This window comes from Pseudomonas sp. AB6 (assembly GCF_034314105.1).
GTDB lineage: Bacteria > Pseudomonadota > Gammaproteobacteria > Pseudomonadales > Pseudomonadaceae > Aquipseudomonas.
On record NZ_JAVIWJ010000001.1, the window covers coordinates 4,673,438 to 4,689,709 of the forward strand.

Annotated in this window: 13 protein-coding genes; 10 read left to right on the plus strand and 3 right to left on the minus strand. The window is 56.0% G+C overall.

Annotated elements, in window-relative coordinates; translation table 11 throughout:
* Positions 1 to 6: 6 nt before the first annotated feature.
* The 9 genes from rpsF to RGW60_RS21830 all read left to right on the plus strand — a co-directional run bounded on the left by rpsF (position 7) and on the right by RGW60_RS21830 (position 13,281).
* Positions 7 to 432, plus strand: coding sequence for a 30S ribosomal protein S6 (gene rpsF, locus RGW60_RS21790; RefSeq protein ID WP_322167388.1), 426 nt, complete (start codon positions 7 to 9; stop codon positions 430 to 432).
* Between the two features lie 28 nt (positions 433 to 460).
* Complete coding sequence (gene rpsR / locus RGW60_RS21795) at positions 461 to 691, plus strand: 30S ribosomal protein S18 (RefSeq protein WP_002551829.1); 231 nt, start codon at positions 461 to 463, stop codon at positions 689 to 691.
* A gap of 36 nt (positions 692 to 727) precedes the next feature.
* Positions 728 to 1,624: a hypothetical protein gene (locus RGW60_RS21800; RefSeq protein ID WP_322206558.1), complete on the plus strand. Its 897-nt coding sequence runs from the start codon at positions 728 to 730 to the stop codon at positions 1,622 to 1,624.
* A 19-nt stretch (positions 1,625 to 1,643) separates the two neighbouring features.
* Positions 1,644 to 2,090 carry a 50S ribosomal protein L9 gene (rplI, locus tag RGW60_RS21805; protein ID WP_322167390.1) on the plus strand — a complete coding sequence of 149 codons (447 nt, stop codon included), beginning with the start codon at positions 1,644 to 1,646 and terminating at the stop codon, positions 2,088 to 2,090.
* A 109-nt stretch (positions 2,091 to 2,199) separates the two neighbouring features.
* Positions 2,200 to 3,594, plus strand: coding sequence for a replicative DNA helicase (dnaB, locus tag RGW60_RS21810; RefSeq protein WP_322206559.1), 1,395 nt, complete (start codon positions 2,200 to 2,202; stop codon positions 3,592 to 3,594).
* Between the two features lie 226 nt (positions 3,595 to 3,820).
* Complete coding sequence (locus RGW60_RS21815) at positions 3,821 to 6,121, plus strand: YgiQ family radical SAM protein (protein WP_322206560.1); 2,301 nt, start codon at positions 3,821 to 3,823, stop codon at positions 6,119 to 6,121.
* 386 nt (positions 6,122 to 6,507) lie between these two features.
* The gene (locus RGW60_RS21820; protein ID WP_322206561.1) at positions 6,508 to 9,798 is read left to right on the plus strand and encodes a transglutaminase family protein; all 3,291 of its coding nucleotides are present in this window, start codon (positions 6,508 to 6,510) and stop codon (positions 9,796 to 9,798) included.
* 94 nt (positions 9,799 to 9,892) lie between these two features.
* A complete protein-coding gene (locus RGW60_RS21825; protein ID WP_322206562.1) occupies positions 9,893 to 12,379 on the plus strand; it encodes a circularly permuted type 2 ATP-grasp protein in 2,487 nt (828 codons plus the stop codon).
* Positions 12,379 to 13,281, plus strand: a complete 903-nt coding sequence (locus tag RGW60_RS21830; protein ID WP_322206563.1) for a transglutaminase family protein — start codon at positions 12,379 to 12,381, stop codon at positions 13,279 to 13,281. Before RGW60_RS21825 ends, RGW60_RS21830 begins: the two co-directional genes overlap by 1 nt.
* Before the next feature lie 95 nt (positions 13,282 to 13,376).
* Here the strand turns inward: RGW60_RS21830 and RGW60_RS21835 are convergent, their stop codons facing one another.
* Together RGW60_RS21835 and RGW60_RS21840 are read right to left on the minus strand one after the other, a co-directional pair.
* Entirely contained in the window at positions 13,377 to 13,562 is a 186-nt protein-coding gene (locus RGW60_RS21835) for a hypothetical protein (protein WP_322206564.1), read from the minus strand.
* A gap of 107 nt (positions 13,563 to 13,669) precedes the next feature.
* Positions 13,670 to 14,257: a TIGR00730 family Rossman fold protein gene (locus RGW60_RS21840; RefSeq protein ID WP_322206565.1), complete on the minus strand. Its 588-nt coding sequence runs from the start codon at positions 14,255 to 14,257 to the stop codon at positions 13,670 to 13,672.
* Between the two features lie 362 nt (positions 14,258 to 14,619).
* Between RGW60_RS21840 and azu the strand changes: the two genes are divergently transcribed.
* Positions 14,620 to 15,066, plus strand: coding sequence for an azurin (azu, locus tag RGW60_RS21845; RefSeq protein WP_322206566.1), 447 nt, complete (start codon positions 14,620 to 14,622; stop codon positions 15,064 to 15,066).
* A gap of 87 nt (positions 15,067 to 15,153) precedes the next feature.
* Here azu and RGW60_RS21850 read toward each other — a convergent pair whose 3' ends face one another.
* Positions 15,154 to 16,173: a 2-oxoadipate dioxygenase/decarboxylase family protein gene (locus RGW60_RS21850; protein ID WP_322206567.1), complete on the minus strand. Its 1,020-nt coding sequence runs from the start codon at positions 16,171 to 16,173 to the stop codon at positions 15,154 to 15,156.
* Positions 16,174 to 16,272 lie beyond the last annotated feature (99 nt).

Consider the following 16,272-nt stretch of genomic DNA (forward strand, 5'->3'; position numbering starts at 1 on the left):
GCATTCATGCGTCATTACGAAATCATCTTTTTGGTCCACCCGGATCAAAGCGAGCAAGTCGGCGGCATGGTAGAGCGTTACACCAAGCTGATTGAAGAAGACGGCGGTAAAGTTCACCGTCTGGAAGATTGGGGCCGTCGTCAATTGGCCTATGCAATCAACAATGTTCACAAGGCTCACTACGTGATGCTGAACGTTGAATGCACCGGTAAGGCTTTGGCTGAACTGGAAGACAACTTCCGTTACAACGATGCCGTGATCCGTAACCTGGTCATCCGTCGCGACGAAGCCGTAACTGGTCAGTCCGAGATGCTCAAGGCCGAAGAAAACCGCAGCGAGCGCCGTGAGCGTCGTGACCGTCCTGAGCACTCCGACAACGCCGATGGCGATGACGGTGACAACAGCGACGCCAGCGATAACGCTGACGAGTAATCCACGGACCTTTTGAGGAGCCAATTACATGGCACGTTTCTTCCGTCGTCGTAAATTCTGCCGCTTCACCGCTGAAGACGTGAAGGAGATCGATTACAAAGATCTCAACACTCTGAAAGCATACGTATCCGAGACCGGCAAAATTGTTCCAAGCCGTATCACTGGTACAAAAGCTCGTTATCAGCGTCAGCTGGCCACCGCTATCAAGCGTGCCCGCTTCCTGGCCCTGCTGGCCTACACCGACAGCCACGGCCGCTGAGACCAGGCAGTCGACAAGTAGTAAGGGATAGAACGCATGCGCGCCATGGCTAATTTCATCATGCGCGGCCGCGTGCAGGCCTCTCTTGTAGTGGTCGGATGTGCGGCTTTGCCGTTGTTGTTTTGGTTAAGTGCTGCCGCAGGATGCCTTGTGCTTTTGCGGCGCGGTTTGAGTGATGCCGTTGGCATCCTCGCCTGGGCTTTACTGCCAGCTTTGGTCTGGTGGTATTTCGGTGAGCCTCGCACCTTTATGGTGTTGCTCGGTTCATTGGGGTTGGCAGCGTTGTTACGCGCCAGCGAGTCTTGGGTCCGCGTGCTGTTGGTTAGCGTGGCACTGGGTCTGTTGTATGCAGTGATTTTGGGAGCGGTTTTCCGCGACCCCATCGAAGTGATGGCGCAGGAGTTGCAAAAACTTCTGCCGCAAGTCCTTGATGGGCTCTACCAGCAGTTATCGGTAGAAGAGCGAGCGCGCCTGGGAGCATTGATAGCACCAGTACTAAACGGCCTGATTGCGGCTTTGTTGCAAATCGTCAGTGTGCTGACCCTGATCCTAGGGCGTTACTGGCAAGCGTTGTTGTACAACCCTGGTGGTTTTGGCCGCGAATTTCGCAGCATAAGACTCCCGAGGGTGCCAGCGTTATTGCTGCTGGTGTTCATGCTTCTGGGGCCGAATTTCGGTCCACAGATGGCGATGTTGACACCGTTGTGCAGCGTACCGCTGATGTTCGCCGGGCTGGCTTTGGTTCATGGCCTGGTTGCTGAAAAGCGACTGGGTAGGTTCTGGCTAGTAGGGTTGTACGTAACGTTGTTGCTGTTCATGCAGCTGGTCTATCCGTTGCTGGTGGTGTTTGCCATCGTCGACAGCCTGATTGATTTTCGCGGTCGTTTTGCGTCGAAAGACGTTGGTAACGGCTCTGCGGACGGTGAAGGTTAAAAGTTAAGAGGATTTTCACATGCAACTGATCCTTCTGGAAAAAGTCGCGAACCTGGGCAACCTGGGCGACAAAGTAAATGTTAAGGCCGGTTACGGTCGTAACTATCTGCTGCCGTACGGCAAAGCAACCGCTGCAACCGCTGCCAATGTGGCTGCGTTCGAAGAGCGTCGTGCTGACCTGGAAAAACTGGCTGCAGACAAAAAAGCTTCGGCTGAAACTCGCGCTGCCCAACTGGCTGAGCTGGAAGTGACTATCACTGCCACCGCCGGTGACGAAGGCAAGCTGTTCGGCTCGATCGGCACCCACGACATCGCTGATGCACTGACCGCCTCTGGCGTTGAAGTTGCAAAAAGCGAAGTTCGTCTGCCGAACGGCACTATCCGTAACGTTGGTGAATTCGACGTAGCCGTGCACCTGCACAGCGACGTAGAAGCAACCGTACGCGTTATTGTGGTAGCTGCTTAAGCAGCACTTAACGCTTGGCGACTTGCTCGCTAGACGTTTAACATCGGGCACGATCCTGTTCACAGGTCGTGCCCTTTGTTTTTCTGTTCTCCCTGATTTTTAAGTGGCCATGAACGAAATATCCGCCCCCGAGCAATACGATCTGCAAACCGCCGCCCTCAAGGTACCGCCGCACTCCATCGAGGCCGAACAGGCCGTGCTCGGTGGTTTGATGCTGGACAACAACGCCTGGGAGCGCGTGCTCGATCAAGTATCCGATGGCGATTTCTATCGACATGATCACCGCCTGATCTTTCGTGCCATTGCCAAACTAGCTGATCAAAACAGCCCTATCGACGTTGTGACACTGTCCGAGCAACTGGACAAAGAAGGGCACACCTCGCAAGTAGGCGGCCTGGGTTATTTAAGTGAATTAGCGAAAAACATTCCGTCCGTCGCCAACATTAAGGCTTATGCGCAAATCGTGCGTGAGCGGGCGACCTTGCGACAGTTGATCGGCATCAGTGCGGAAATTGCTGATAGCGCGTTCAATCCAGAAGGCCGCAGCGCCGCCGAGATTCTCGACGAAGCTGAGCGGCAGATCTTCCAGATTGCCGAAGCACGCCCGAAAAGTGGTGGCCCGGTCAGCGTTACCGACCTGCTGACCAAAGCCATTGATCGCATCGACACGCTGTTCAACACGGATAACGCGATAACGGGCTTGTCCACCGGTTATACCGACCTGGACGAGAAAACCAGCGGCCTGCAACCGTCTGACCTGATCATTGTTGCCGGACGTCCATCGATGGGTAAAACCACGTTCGCCATGAACCTGGTAGAAAACGCCGTTCTTCGTAGCGACAAAGTGGTTCTGGTGTATTCGCTGGAAATGCCAGGTGAATCACTGATCATGCGTATGTTGTCGTCGCTGGGTCGTATCGACCAGAGCAAGGTCCGCGCCGGACGACTGGAAGACGATGATTGGCCGCGTCTGACCTCGGCGGTCAATCTGCTTAATGACCGCAAACTGTTCATCGATGACACTGCCGGCATCAGCCCTTCAGAGATGCGCGCGCGCACTCGCCGGGTGGTACGTGAGCACGGCGAAGTCGGCCTGATCATGATTGACTACCTGCAACTGATGCAGATTCCTGGCTCAAGCGGTGACAACCGTACCAACGAGATTTCTGAGATTTCTCGCTCGTTGAAGTCCTTGGCTAAAGAGTTTGCTTGCCCAGTGGTCGCCCTGTCTCAGCTCAACCGCTCCTTGGAGCAGCGTCCCAACAAGCGCCCGATCAACTCCGACTTACGAGAGTCTGGAGCGATCGAGCAGGATGCTGACGTGATCATGTTTGTATACCGGGATGAGGTCTATCACCCCGAGACCGAGCACAAAGGCATCGCCGAAATCATCATTGGCAAGCAGCGTAACGGCCCCATCGGTACGACACGGTTGGCATTCATCGGTAAATACACCCGATTCGAAAACCTCGCGCCGGGCAGCTACAACTTCGACGAGGATTGATGCGACGCTTCCCGGTCTTCTGGGACCGAATGTATTCGGGAATGGATTGCACGTCCGGCGACCTTTGTAACTGAATCAACGCCTTCCCGAATGAATTCGGTCCCACAGTGTGCCCGTATCAAATTCTTCCGCTGCTAATTCCGACTACTACCGTCGGAATTGGTCAAATTTTGTGCTATATTCCGCGCCCGCGATTTTCCAACGTGTACACGCGCAGGTTTTCGATATGCAAGCAGCCAAGCCGTTATTTGACTATCCCAAGTACTGGGCCGAATGTTTCGGGCCAGCACCTTTCCTGCCCATGAGCCGGGAAGAAATGGATCAGCTTGGCTGGGATTCCTGCGACATCATCATCGTTACCGGTGACGCTTACGTCGATCACCCCTCTTTCGGCATGGCAATTATTGGTCGGCTGCTGGAGTCTCAAGGCTTTCGCGTCGGGATTATTGCCCAGCCAGATTGGCATTCCAAAGACGATTTCATGAAGCTTGGCGAGCCGAACCTGTTCTTCGGGGTCGCTGCTGGCAACATGGACTCGATGATCAACCGGTACACTGCGGATAAAAAAGTCCGCTCCGACGATGCTTACACACCGGGCGGCATGGCCGGCAAGCGTCCGGACCGCGCGAGCTTGGTCTACAGCCAACGTTGCAAAGAAGCCTACAAGCACGTGCCCATCGTATTGGGCGGCATTGAAGCTTCGTTGCGCCGCATCGCGCATTACGATTACTGGCAGGACCGGGTGCGAAATTCGATTCTGATCGACGCTTGCGCAGACATCCTGTTGTACGGCAACGCCGAGCGTGCAATTGTCGAGGTTGCCCAGCGTCTGTCTTATGGCCATAAGATTGAAGACATCACTGACGTCCGCGGCACCGCGTTCATCCGTCGCGACACGCCGGCAGGCTGGTACGAAGTTGACTCCACGCGTATTGATCGCCCGGGTAAAATCGACAAGATCATCAACCCCTACGTCAATACTCAGGACACCCAGGCTTGCGCTATCGAGCAAGAAAAGGGCCCGGTGGATGATCCGCAAGAAGCCAAGGTGGTGCAGTTGCTGGCCAGTCCTCGGATGACGCGAGATAAAACGGTTATTCGTTTACCGTCCATGGAAAAAGTCCGCGCCGACTCGGTGCTCTATGCCCACGCTAACCGCGTATTGCACCTGGAAACCAACCCAGGTAACGCCCGGGCATTGGTACAGAAACATGGCGAAGTCGACGTCTGGTTCAACCCGCCTCCAATTCCGATGACCACAGAAGAGATGGACTACGTGTTCGGCATGCCGTATGCGCGCGTTCCACATCCGGTATATGGCAAGGAAAAAATTCCTGCTTACGACATGATCCGGTTCTCGGTGAACATCATGCGTGGTTGCTTCGGCGGCTGCACGTTCTGCTCAATCACCGAGCACGAAGGCCGAATCATTCAGAACCGTTCCGAAGAGTCGATCATTCGCGAAATCGAAGAGATCCGCGACAAGGTTCCAGGTTTCACCGGCGTTATTTCCGACCTCGGCGGCCCGACGGCGAACATGTATCGCATCGCCTGCAAGAGCGCCGAAATCGAGTCCGCTTGCCGTAAACCGTCCTGCGTATTCCCCGGCATCTGCCCGAATTTGAACACCGACCACTCGTCGCTGATCCAGCTGTATCGCAGCGCTCGTGCATTGCCGGGGGTGAAAAAGATTCTGATTGCTTCGGGCTTGCGTTATGACCTCGCGGTGGAATCGCCGGAATACGTTAAAGAGCTGGTGACACACCACGTCGGTGGTTACCTGAAGATTGCCCCGGAACACACCGAGGAAGGTCCGCTCAATCAGATGATGAAGCCGGGCATTGGCAGCTATGACAAGTTCAAGCGCATGTTCGAGAAGTATTCGAAAGAAGCCGGAAAAGAGCAGTACCTGATTCCTTACTTTATCGCTGCCCACCCCGGCACCACCGACGAAGACATGATGAACCTGGCACTGTGGCTCAAGGGCAATGGTTTCCGCGCCGATCAGGTACAGGCTTTCTACCCGTCACCGATGGCAACGGCGACGGCGATGTATCACTCAGGCAAAAACCCACTGCGTAAAGTTACGTACAAGAGCGACGCCGTTACCATTGTCAAAAGTGAGGAGCAGCGCCGGTTACACAAAGCGTTCCTGCGCTATCACGACCCCAAAGGCTGGCCGTCGCTGCGTGAAGCTCTAATCCGGATGGGTCGCGCCGACTTGATCGGTTCTGGCAAAGATCAGCTGATTCCTCTGCATCAGCCGGCCACTGACGGTTACCAGAGCGCTCGTCGTAAAAACTCGACGCCGGTTGGTAGCCATAAAGTTGCTAAGACCACGTTGATTCAGACTCAGCACACCGGATTACCTCCCCGCGCCAGCGATGGCGGCAACCCGTGGGATAAGCGTGAAGAGGCTAAGGCCGCTGCGTTTGCTCGCAACAAGCAAGCGACCAAAGAGCGTATCGATGCCGCGAAGGGCAAAGGTCCGAAGCCGCCGAAGCGTAAACCCGTCGTTCCGCGCTAAATCCATTAATTGGTGGCGGTGGAACCATCGTCGCCGGCAAGCCAACTCCTGCGTGTATTCTGCGGGGCTCAAGTTAGCGGGTTGACGCAGCACTGTGGGAGTCAGGCTTGCCTGCGAATGGCACGCCTCGGTATTTTTGACACACTGCGTCGGCTGTTTCTCGAACTAATTCGGTCTCTCGGCAGGCGAGGAGGCACTGGTGCCTCGGCGTCTCATAAAAATTAGTCTCACGTCGCCCTTTTTCTGTGCAACGCTTGCACGGTAGGTGAGTAGCAGCGCTTTAATGGTGCCGAGCGCGTTCGTTGTCTTCAGAAACCGCCCGCTTTACCCGGATGGCATAAGTCTTGCGCGGTTCCATTACCGTTCAGGCTCGCAGGAGGCACGCCGTGTCGATTCATATTGCCTTGCACCACGTTACGCATTACCGCTACGACCGAGCGGTTGAACTGGGCCCCCAGATCGTGCGCCTACGTCCGGCGGCCCACAGCCGTACGCGTATCTTGTCCTACTCCCTAAAAGTCTTGCCCGAGCAGCACTTCGTTAACTGGCAGCAAGATCCTCAGGGCAATTATTTAGCGCGTCTGGTATTTCCAGAGAAAACCAACGAGTTACGGGTAGAGGTTGATCTTGTCGCCGAAATGGCGGTGTTCAATCCGTTCGACTTTTTTCTCGAGCCTTATGCGCAAAAGATTCCTTTCGTTTACGCCAGTGATGAGCAACGCGAGTTGGCGCCCTATCTCGCGACATTGCCGCTGACGCCGAAGTTTGCTGCCTACTTGGCGAGCATCGACCGCACGCCGCTGCCGACCATCGATTTTCTGGTGGCGCTGAACCAGCGTCTAAGCCAAGACATTGCTTATCTGATTCGCATGGAACCGGGCGTTCAAACGCCAGAGTTTACGCTGGCTAACGCGTCTGGTTCCTGCCGCGACTCGGCCTGGCTGTTGGTCCAGTTGATGCGTCACTTGGGCATGGCTGCACGATTTGTGTCGGGTTATTTGATACAGCTCAAAGCCGACGTTGAAGCCCTCGACGGGCCTTCCGGTACTGATGTTGATTTCACTGACCTGCACGCCTGGTGTGAGGTCTACTTGCCGGGCGCCGGGTGGGTCGGGCTCGATGCTACCTCTGGCCTGTTTGCGGGCGAAGGCCATATTCCGTTGGCCTGTAGCCCTGAGCCTTCCTCTGCGGCACCCATCAGCGGCTTGGTTGAACCGTGCGAAACCGAGTTCACCCATGAAATGTCGGTTGAGCGGATCTGGGAAGCGCCCCGAGTGACCCAACCTTACAGCGAAGATCAGTGGCTAGCGATTCAGGCGCTTGGCCGTAAGATCGACACCGATCTGATCGCCGACGATGTGCGCCTGACCATGGGCGGCGAACCGACGTTTGTCTCCATTGATGACCGCGATGGCGATGAATGGAACACCGCCGCCCTGGGTCCGGAAAAGCGCAGACTTTCCGCCGAGCTTTATCAGCGCATGCGCAAGCATTACGCGCCGCTGGGAATCGTGCACTTCGGTCAAGGCAAGTGGTACCCCGGCGAGCAATTGCCGCGCTGGTCGCTGAACTGCTTTTGGCGTAAAGATGGCCAGCCTGTGTGGCACAACAATGCTTTGATTGCCGATGAAACTGAAGAGTACGGTGCTGATAGCGAAATGGCCGGGCGTTTCCTTGCCAGTGTTGCCGAGCGCCTGAAGCTGCCAGTACGTTTCGTGTTCCCGGCGTACGAAGACAATTTCTATTACCTGTGGCGTGAAGGTGCGTTGCCACTGAACGTTAGCGCCGAAGATTCCCGCCTTGAAGACACGCTGGAGCGTGCGCGCCTGCGCAAGGTCTTCACCCAGGGTTTAGAAAAAGTTATCGGCCAAGTGCTGCCGCTGGCTCGAGCGAAATCTGGCGATAGATGGCAAAGCGGTCGCTGGTTCCTGCGTGACGAACACTGCCGACTGGTACCGGGAGATTCGGCGTTGGGTTATCGATTGCCGCTGGCCTCGCAACCTTGGGTAAAGGCGTCGGAATATCCGTTCGTTCACCCTACCGACCATAATCAGGAGTTTCCTGAGCTGCCGAGCAGCGATCAGGTGCAGTCGCAGCTCAATAGCTTGACCGAACAGGTTGACCTTGATGGGGAGCGTGAACCCAAGGCGGCCGAGTCTGCCCATTGGCTCACCCGCACGGCGCTGTGTGCCGAAGCCCGGGAAGGGCGTTTGTATGTGTTCATGCCGCCACTGGAAAAGCTTGAGGATTACCTCGAACTGGTTAGCGCGGTGGAGGCCACGGCTGAAGAGTTGCATTGCCCAGTCTTGCTCGAAGGGTATGAGCCGCCAAGCGACCCGCGTCTGGCGAACTTTCGTATCACGCCGGATCCGGGTGTGATTGAAGTCAACGTACAGCCTTTTTCCAGTTGGGATGAGCTGGTTGAGCGCACTGAGTTTCTCTACGAGCAGGCGCGGCTAACTCGTCTAACCACCGAGAAGTTCATGATCGATGGCCGTCACACCGGCACCGGCGGCGGTAACCACTTCGTCCTCGGCGGAGCGACCCCTGCCGATTCGCCGTTTCTACGGCGGCCCGATTTGCTGCGCAGCCTGCTCAGTTATTGGCATAACCATCCGTCGCTGTCTTACCTGTTTTCTGGCTTGTTTATTGGCCCGACCTCCCAGGCGCCGCGCGTCGACGAGGCCCGCAATGACTCCTTGTATGAGATGGAAATTGCTTTCTCGCAGATGCCCAAGCTGGGTGAAGAGTGCGCGCCATGGTTGGTGGATCGGCTGCTGCGCAATTTGTTGATTGATGTCACGGGCAACACGCACCGTGCTGAATTCTGCGTTGATAAGCTTTATTCGCCGGACGGCGCGACCGGGCGTTTGGGTTTGTTGGAGCTGCGGGCGTTTGAGATGCCTCCTCATGCACGCATGAGTCTGGCCCAGCAATTACTGCTGCGAGCATTGGTTGCGCGTTTTTGGCGTGAACCTTACGCACCGGCCAAGCTGGCGCGCTGGGGCACGCAATTGCACGACCGCTTCATGCTTGCGCACTTCATCGAACAGGACTTCGCCGACGTCATCGTTGAATTGACCGCCGGGGGGTATCCGTTGCGTGCTGAATGGTTTGCGGCGCATTTGGAGTTCCGCTTCCCGAAAGTCGGCGATTACGCCGTCAGCGGCATCGAGTTGGAGTTACGTCAGGCGCTGGAGCCGTGGCATGTATTGGGTGAGGAGGGCGCGGCGGGTGGTGCGGTTCGCTATGTAGATTCGTCATTGGAGCGCTTGCAGGTCAAGCTCAATGGTCTACCGCCGCAGCGTTACATGCTGACCTGCAATGGTATTGCGGTGCCGCTGCAACCCACGGGGCGCGTCGGGGAATTCGTTGCCGGGGTGCGATACCGTGCCTGGCAACCCTCCAACTGCCTTCAGCCGAATATTCCGGTGCATGCACCGTTGGTTTTCGACCTGCTGGATACATGGATGCAGCGTTCCTTGGGCGGCTGCGAGTATCATGTCGCGCATCCCGGCGGGCGCAACTATGAAACCTTGCCAGTCAATGCCAACGAAGCCGAAAGTCGACGTCTTTCTCGCTTCTTCCGCATTGGCCATAGCCCCGGAAAATTGAAAGTGCCGTTGTTGACTGTTAATGATGAGCTGCCGATGACGCTGGATATGCGTCTTCACTAAAGCGCATTTCAAAGGATGGCGCGTGGAGTTTTAAGTCTCGGCGCGTCATTATCCTGCGCTAATTTGACGTCCTTTGTTGTCTGCCGAGCCCTCCATGCCCGACCTGCTTGACTGTTATCCGCTGACTACGGGTACATATCACGAAATGCTCGATGCCAGCGGTGCTATTCGGCCGCATTGGCGCCACTTTTATGAGCATTTGCAACGCAGCACGCCCGCTCAGTTAATGCAGCGCCAAGCGCTGCTGTCTCGGCAAATTCAAGAAAACGGCGTCACCTACAACGTTTATGCCGATCCCAAGGGCGCAGACCGGCCGTGGGAGCTGGATCTGCTGCCGCACTTGATTCCTGCGCAAGAATGGTCTTTGGTCGCCGCCGGGATAGCTCAGCGTGCGCGGTTGCTGAACGCCGTATTGGCGGATTTATACGGCCCGCAACAGTTGATCGCCGACGGCTTGCTGCCCGCCGAACTGGTGTTTGGTCATAACAACTATTTGTGGCCATGTCAGGGGGTAAAACCGCCCGAAGGGGTTTTTCTGCACATGTACGCTGTGGATCTGGCGCGCACACCGGATGGCCGTTGGTGGGTGACTGCCGACCGCACGCAAGCACCGTCGGGTGCAGGTTATTCGCTGGAGAACCGGCAGATCGTGTCGCGGGCGTTTCCCGACCTGTACCGTGACTTGCAGGTCCAACACCTGACCGGTTTTTTCCGTGCCCTGCAGGAAACCTTGGCCCGCCAAGCCCCGACTGATAAAGAGCCGCCATTAGTGGTGCTGTTGACCCCAGGCCGATTCAACGAAAGTTATTTTGAACATTTGTACCTTGCTCGACAGCTGGGTTATCCACTGGTTGAAGGCGGGGATCTGACTGTTCGCGACGCCACGGTTTATCTCAAGACTCTCAGCGGTCTGCGTCGAGTTCACGCGATCATGCGTCGTTTGGACGACGACTTTTGCGATCCGCTAGAGTTGCGTACCGACTCGGCACTTGGCGTTCCGGGACTGCTCGAAGCTGTTCGCCAAGGCCGGGTACTGGTTGCCAACGCCTTGGGTAGCGGCGTTCTAGAGTCGCCGGGGTTGCTGGGGTTCTTGCCGAAAATCAATCAGCACCTGTTTGGCGAGGAGCTGATTCTGCCGTCTGTCGCGACATGGTGGTGTGGCGAGCCCCCGGTCCTGGCCCAGGCACTGGAAAAGCTCCCAGACCTGCTGATCAAACCGGCTTTTCCTTCACAAAGCTTTGCCTCGGTGTTTGGGCGCGATCTGAGTAATGAGCAACGTCAAGCGTTAGCCGCTCGGATGCAGGCCCGGCCTTACGCCTACGTTGCACAAGAGCTGGCGCAGTTATCCCATGCGCCGGTCTGGCAGCCTGATGGTAAGCAGTTGCAACCGCGAGCCATCGGCATGCGTGTGTACGCGGTCGCTAGCGCTGACGGCTATGAAGTGCTGCCAGGTGGGTTGACCCGTGTCGCGGCCGAAGCTGATGCCGATGTAGTGTCTATGCAACGCGGTGGTGCGAGCAAAGACACTTGGGTCTTGGGCGAGCGTGCAGAAGGCATTAAGCCTTGGAAAACTCAGCGGGCACTGGGTGTTCGTGACCTTATTCGACGTGATCCCTATTTGCCTTCGCGGGTGGTGGAAAATCTGTTTTGGTTTGGTCGCTACTGTGAACGTTGCGATAACAGCGCGCGTTTGCTGCGAATCATGCTGATCCGTCACGTTGATGGTGATGATCCCTTGGCGCTGCAAGCGGCGGTTGAGCTAGGGGAAACTCTACGGTTACTGCCTGAAGAAGGAGATCTGCCCGACCGCTTGCTCGCGGCCTTGCTGGGCGAGGATTGGTCGCAAAGCCTGCGCGCCAATTTACAACGTCTACAGTGGGCCGCCTCACAAGTGCGCGGCAAACTGTCTCGAGAGAATTGGCAGACGCTGGTGGAGCTACAACGAGAATCCCTTAGCCTGGAGACTGAAGAACCCGACTTCGGCGAGCTTCTCGATTTTCTTAACCGCCTAGTGATGTCGTTTGCAGCCTTGTCGGGTTTTGCCATGGACGACATGACCCGTGACGAAGGCTGGCGCTTTTTGATGATTGGTCGACGTATTGAGCGGCTTCAATTTCTCAGTATCAGTGTGGCGGCTTTCCTGCGTGATGCAGCAGTGAACGATCAGGCCGGTCTTGAATGGCTCCTTGAGTTAGGAAACAGCAGCATCACCTACCGCTCTCGGTATTTGGCGATGCCGCAGCTCATTCCTGTGCTCGACTTACTATTGCTGGATGAACAAAATCCGCACGCGGTATTGTTCCAGTTGAAGTGGGTGAGCCGCTCCTTGAACCGTCTGAACGAAGACTTCGGCGTGCCGCGTGATATAAGGCTGGCGCTGTTGATTCAACGCCTGTCCGCGTTCGATCTAAGCAGTCTGGAGAATCCACTGTTCGGAAAAAATAGCGTCAGCGCTGTGCTGGAGGGGCTGGCCGATTTACTGCAAACCATCGGCGAAACCAGCGGGCAAGTTTCCGATCGTTTAGCCCTGCGCCATTTCGCCCACGTAGACGATGTCAGCCAGCGCACGGTGTCCGTGTGATGAGTGCCCATTACCAGATTCTTCATGACACTCATTACAAATACGACAGCCCTGTGTCTCTGGCCCAGCAGCTAGCGCATTTGTGGCCACGACCTTGCACCTGGCAACGGTGTACCCAACAAGAACTGCTGATCAGTCCTGTACCGACCAGTCGCCGTGATGAACAAGACGTGTTTGGCAATCCGCTGACTCGTCTGGCGTTCGAGCGGCCCCACGATGAATTGCAGGTAAACGCGCGGCTACGGGTCGAAGTCTTGGCGCGGCCATGGCTGGATTTCAATCTATCTGCGGGTTGGAACGCCACCAGCAGTGCACTGACCTACAGCGGTAAGGCGCTATCGCCCGCAATTCTTGAAGCGTGTCGCTATCGCTTCGAATCGCCGTACGTGCATTTAAAGCAAACGTTCGTTGATTACTCCGACAGTTGTTTTCCTCTCAATCGCCCGCTGCTGCTGTGCGTACAAGCGTTGATGGAGAAAATTTTTACTGAGTTTACATTCGACGATGAGGCAACTCAGGTTGCGACGCCATTGGTCGAAGTGCTGGAGAACCGACGTGGCGTCTGTCAGGACTTCGCTCACCTAATGCTGGCGTGCCTGCGTTCGCGTGGGTTGGCGGCGCGCTATATCAGCGGCTACTTACTGACTCAGCCACCGCCTGGACAGCCGCGAATGATCGGGGCAGACGCATCGCACGCTTGGGTGTCAGTGTATTGCCCCGTGTTGGGCTGGGTAGACTTTGATCCGACCAACAATGTACAGCCGACACTTGAGCACATCAGCTTGGCCTGGGGCCGCGATTTCTCGGATGTATCGCCATTACGTGGGGTAATTCTGGGGGGGGGCAACCATGACCCGGAAGTTCAGGTGACGGTCATTCCTATCAGCGCTGGGGCTGTTTGACGCTGATGGCGGATATTTAGAGGTCTGCCCTCGTCTGCCGCTTAAGCGACAGACGTGGCGTACAGGCCCCGTCAGTTGGCGAAGCCCAGCGGCAATCAGTTGGCAGGTGTTGGTTCGGTAGTTGCCTCTGCCTCGTCGGCAGGCTCTTGGCCTTCAACGGTCTCGCCTTCTGCGCCGGTTTCGGTCAGAGCAGCCGTTTTCTTCTGCAACTTTTCCTCTTTCTTCTGCTCTTTTGCCAGATCTCTCTGACGTTTGGCGAAGGAATAGTTAGGTTTAGCCATGGGCGATCCTCTGTATAGGCGGGAAATGCCGCTATTCTGCCTGAGAACGGCAGCGCACACACGGCGTTGTGCGCTCAACGGTCCATGAATACCCTTTGACAGTCCGATCAGGTAGGTTTTTGACCTGCCCACTTGGGAGCAATAACGGGCTTCCAGGCGTCGAGCGTGTCCAGTAGGTCAGTGGGAGAATCGCTGATCTGCAGCATATTGCGATGATCTTCGCGCACGAACCCTTCGCTGACGACATGGTCGAGAAAACCCGCCAACTTGCTGTAGAAACCGTTCACGTCCATCAGGCCTAGCGGTTTGCCGTGATAACCCAATTGGCCCCAGGTCCAAACTTCGAACAGCTCTTCAAGTGTGCCCAAACCGCCGGGAAGGGCGATAAAGGCATCGCTGAGTTCGGCCATACGGGCTTTTCGCGCGTGCATTCCGTCGACGACTTCCAAACGGGTCAAGCTGTTGTGGCCAATTTCCAGGCTGCGTAGACTTTCAGGAATCACGCCGATAACTTCACCACCGGCAGCCAGTGCGGCATCGGCAACGATGCCCATCAGACCGACCGCGCCGCCGCCATACACCAATGTCAATTGGCGCTCAGCTAACGCTCGCCCCAAGGCCATGGCCGCTTCACGGTAAGCAGGGTGAGTGCCAGCACTGGCGCCACAAAACACACATATGGACTTCAAAGACATAGCCTACTCCTTGGTCATTAATGCGCTCAGAGTAAAGACTTGGCCCGGCCAGTCCAAGGACTAGTCTCGCTGGAAGCGCTCGTAAGGGTGCTGGTAGGTGCCACTTGCACCACAGGCATAAGCGGCGAGTAGACTGCGGAAAAAGCTGTTGAGGTGCATGATGTGGCTCCTGAGTGATGACGCCATGTTATTGCGCCCTCGCTCAACTGGCCGGTTGATTCTTTCGATAGTGTCGATAGTGGCAAGCCGTACCTGCGTTGCGTTGACGCAGGTCATTGGAACTTGAGCTGGAATCAGGCAGTCTTTCTGTAGACGTTCCTCTTATTCCAAAATACTTTTAAGTCCTGCCTTGGAGATTCATCATGTTTCGTAAACTTGTCGCTGTATCCCTGCTGACACTCGCCAGTGGCCATCTGTTGGCGGCGGAGTGCAAGGTTAATATTGATTCAACGGACCAGATGAGCTACGACACCAAAGAGATCAATATCGACAAGAGCTGCAAAACCTTCACTGTGAATTTGACCCACTCCGGCAGCTTGCCGAAAAACGTGATGGGCCATAACTGGGTGTTGAGCAAAGACACTGATATGGCTGGGATCGCGGCCGACGGCATGAGCGCGGGCATCGACAAGAACTATTTGAAAGATGGGGATGACCGTGTCATCGCTCACACTAAAGTCATCGCAGCGGGCGAAAAAGACTCGGTGACCTTCGACGTCTCGAAACTGGCTGCGGGATCAAATTATGTGTTCTTTTGCTCGTTCCCAGGTCACAACAGCATGATGAAAGGCACTGTTGCGGTTAAGTGATGGGGTTTTGCTGAACACAAAGTTCCTGTGAGGGCTTGTCGAAAGCTGCGATTGCAGCCTTCGGCAACTCCTACAAGATCCGCCTCGCTACTTCGATTCGGTCATCTTGAAGATGCCTTGGGCGTTACTGCTGTCAAAACTCAAATCAAGCGTGTTATCCATTGGGTCTAACTTGCGCTGAATGAATTCGACAAACGACCCGGGCACCGGATGATCGTGCAATTTTCCGCTTGCATCCGCCATAGCCCGGCTCACCGTGCACGCTTTGTAAGCGGTTTGCATAACTCGTCCTGAGGCAGACACTTCGATACTGGCCTTCATCGGCCGATCCCGGCGCAGTTGCTCTGTAACCACCGCATCCAGATCAACCACCCGATCAGTCAGGTGATTGAAGCTGTTGCCCTCAGTGGCAATCCAAGCCATTTCCGCACTCTCACTAAGCAATTGCTGATAGTCCGCATGCCGCACCACCCCATGCTGACGGGCGAAAGCAGCGCACAAACCCGGTAACAGGCAATACGCCTCGCTCAACGAGCAGTGACGGGTCAGTTGCAGGCCTTTGAGGATGCTTAATTGCTCGTTGTTCAGCGGATCATGGCTTGAACTGACGACGCGTTCAGCGGCCGCTTGAAAGGCTTCGCTGAAACGACCGGGGTGTAATTCGGAAACGAAAAACTGCGCAATGTCTTGCGGCAGATCCTGTTGGCGATAACCCCAACCGGTCATGTTCAGTTTGGTCAGCGGGTACGTGCGCACATCGGTAAAGCCTAACGGTTCGAGCAGCCGGGCAAAGGCAAGACGGCCACGGGGCAGTTCGCCGTTGGCGAACCAATCCACCGTGCGAATTGCGCCATGATCGAATACCACTTTGCGTCGCTGCTCGGCTTGTTCTTCGACATATACCCGCCCTAAAGGCACAGCCTCCACCAATTTGTGAAACAGGCAAAGATTTAGCGCTTCGGCCAGCCAAACCCGGTGCACTTCAGTGTCACTCCAACTGAAGGCGTGCAAGCCGGTCGGCACGTCAACGTGGGCTTCAATCCACCGTGCAGCGGGTTGGCCGACAACGGATGCGACGAGGGAAAACAGGCTTTCGAAGGAGGACATAGCGACCAGCTCTGACAGTGGATGTAGGCGCCTATGAAAGCGTCGATGGCCGAACGGCACAAACGAAATAAAACGGCGGGTTCATTCCGTTTTCTATTG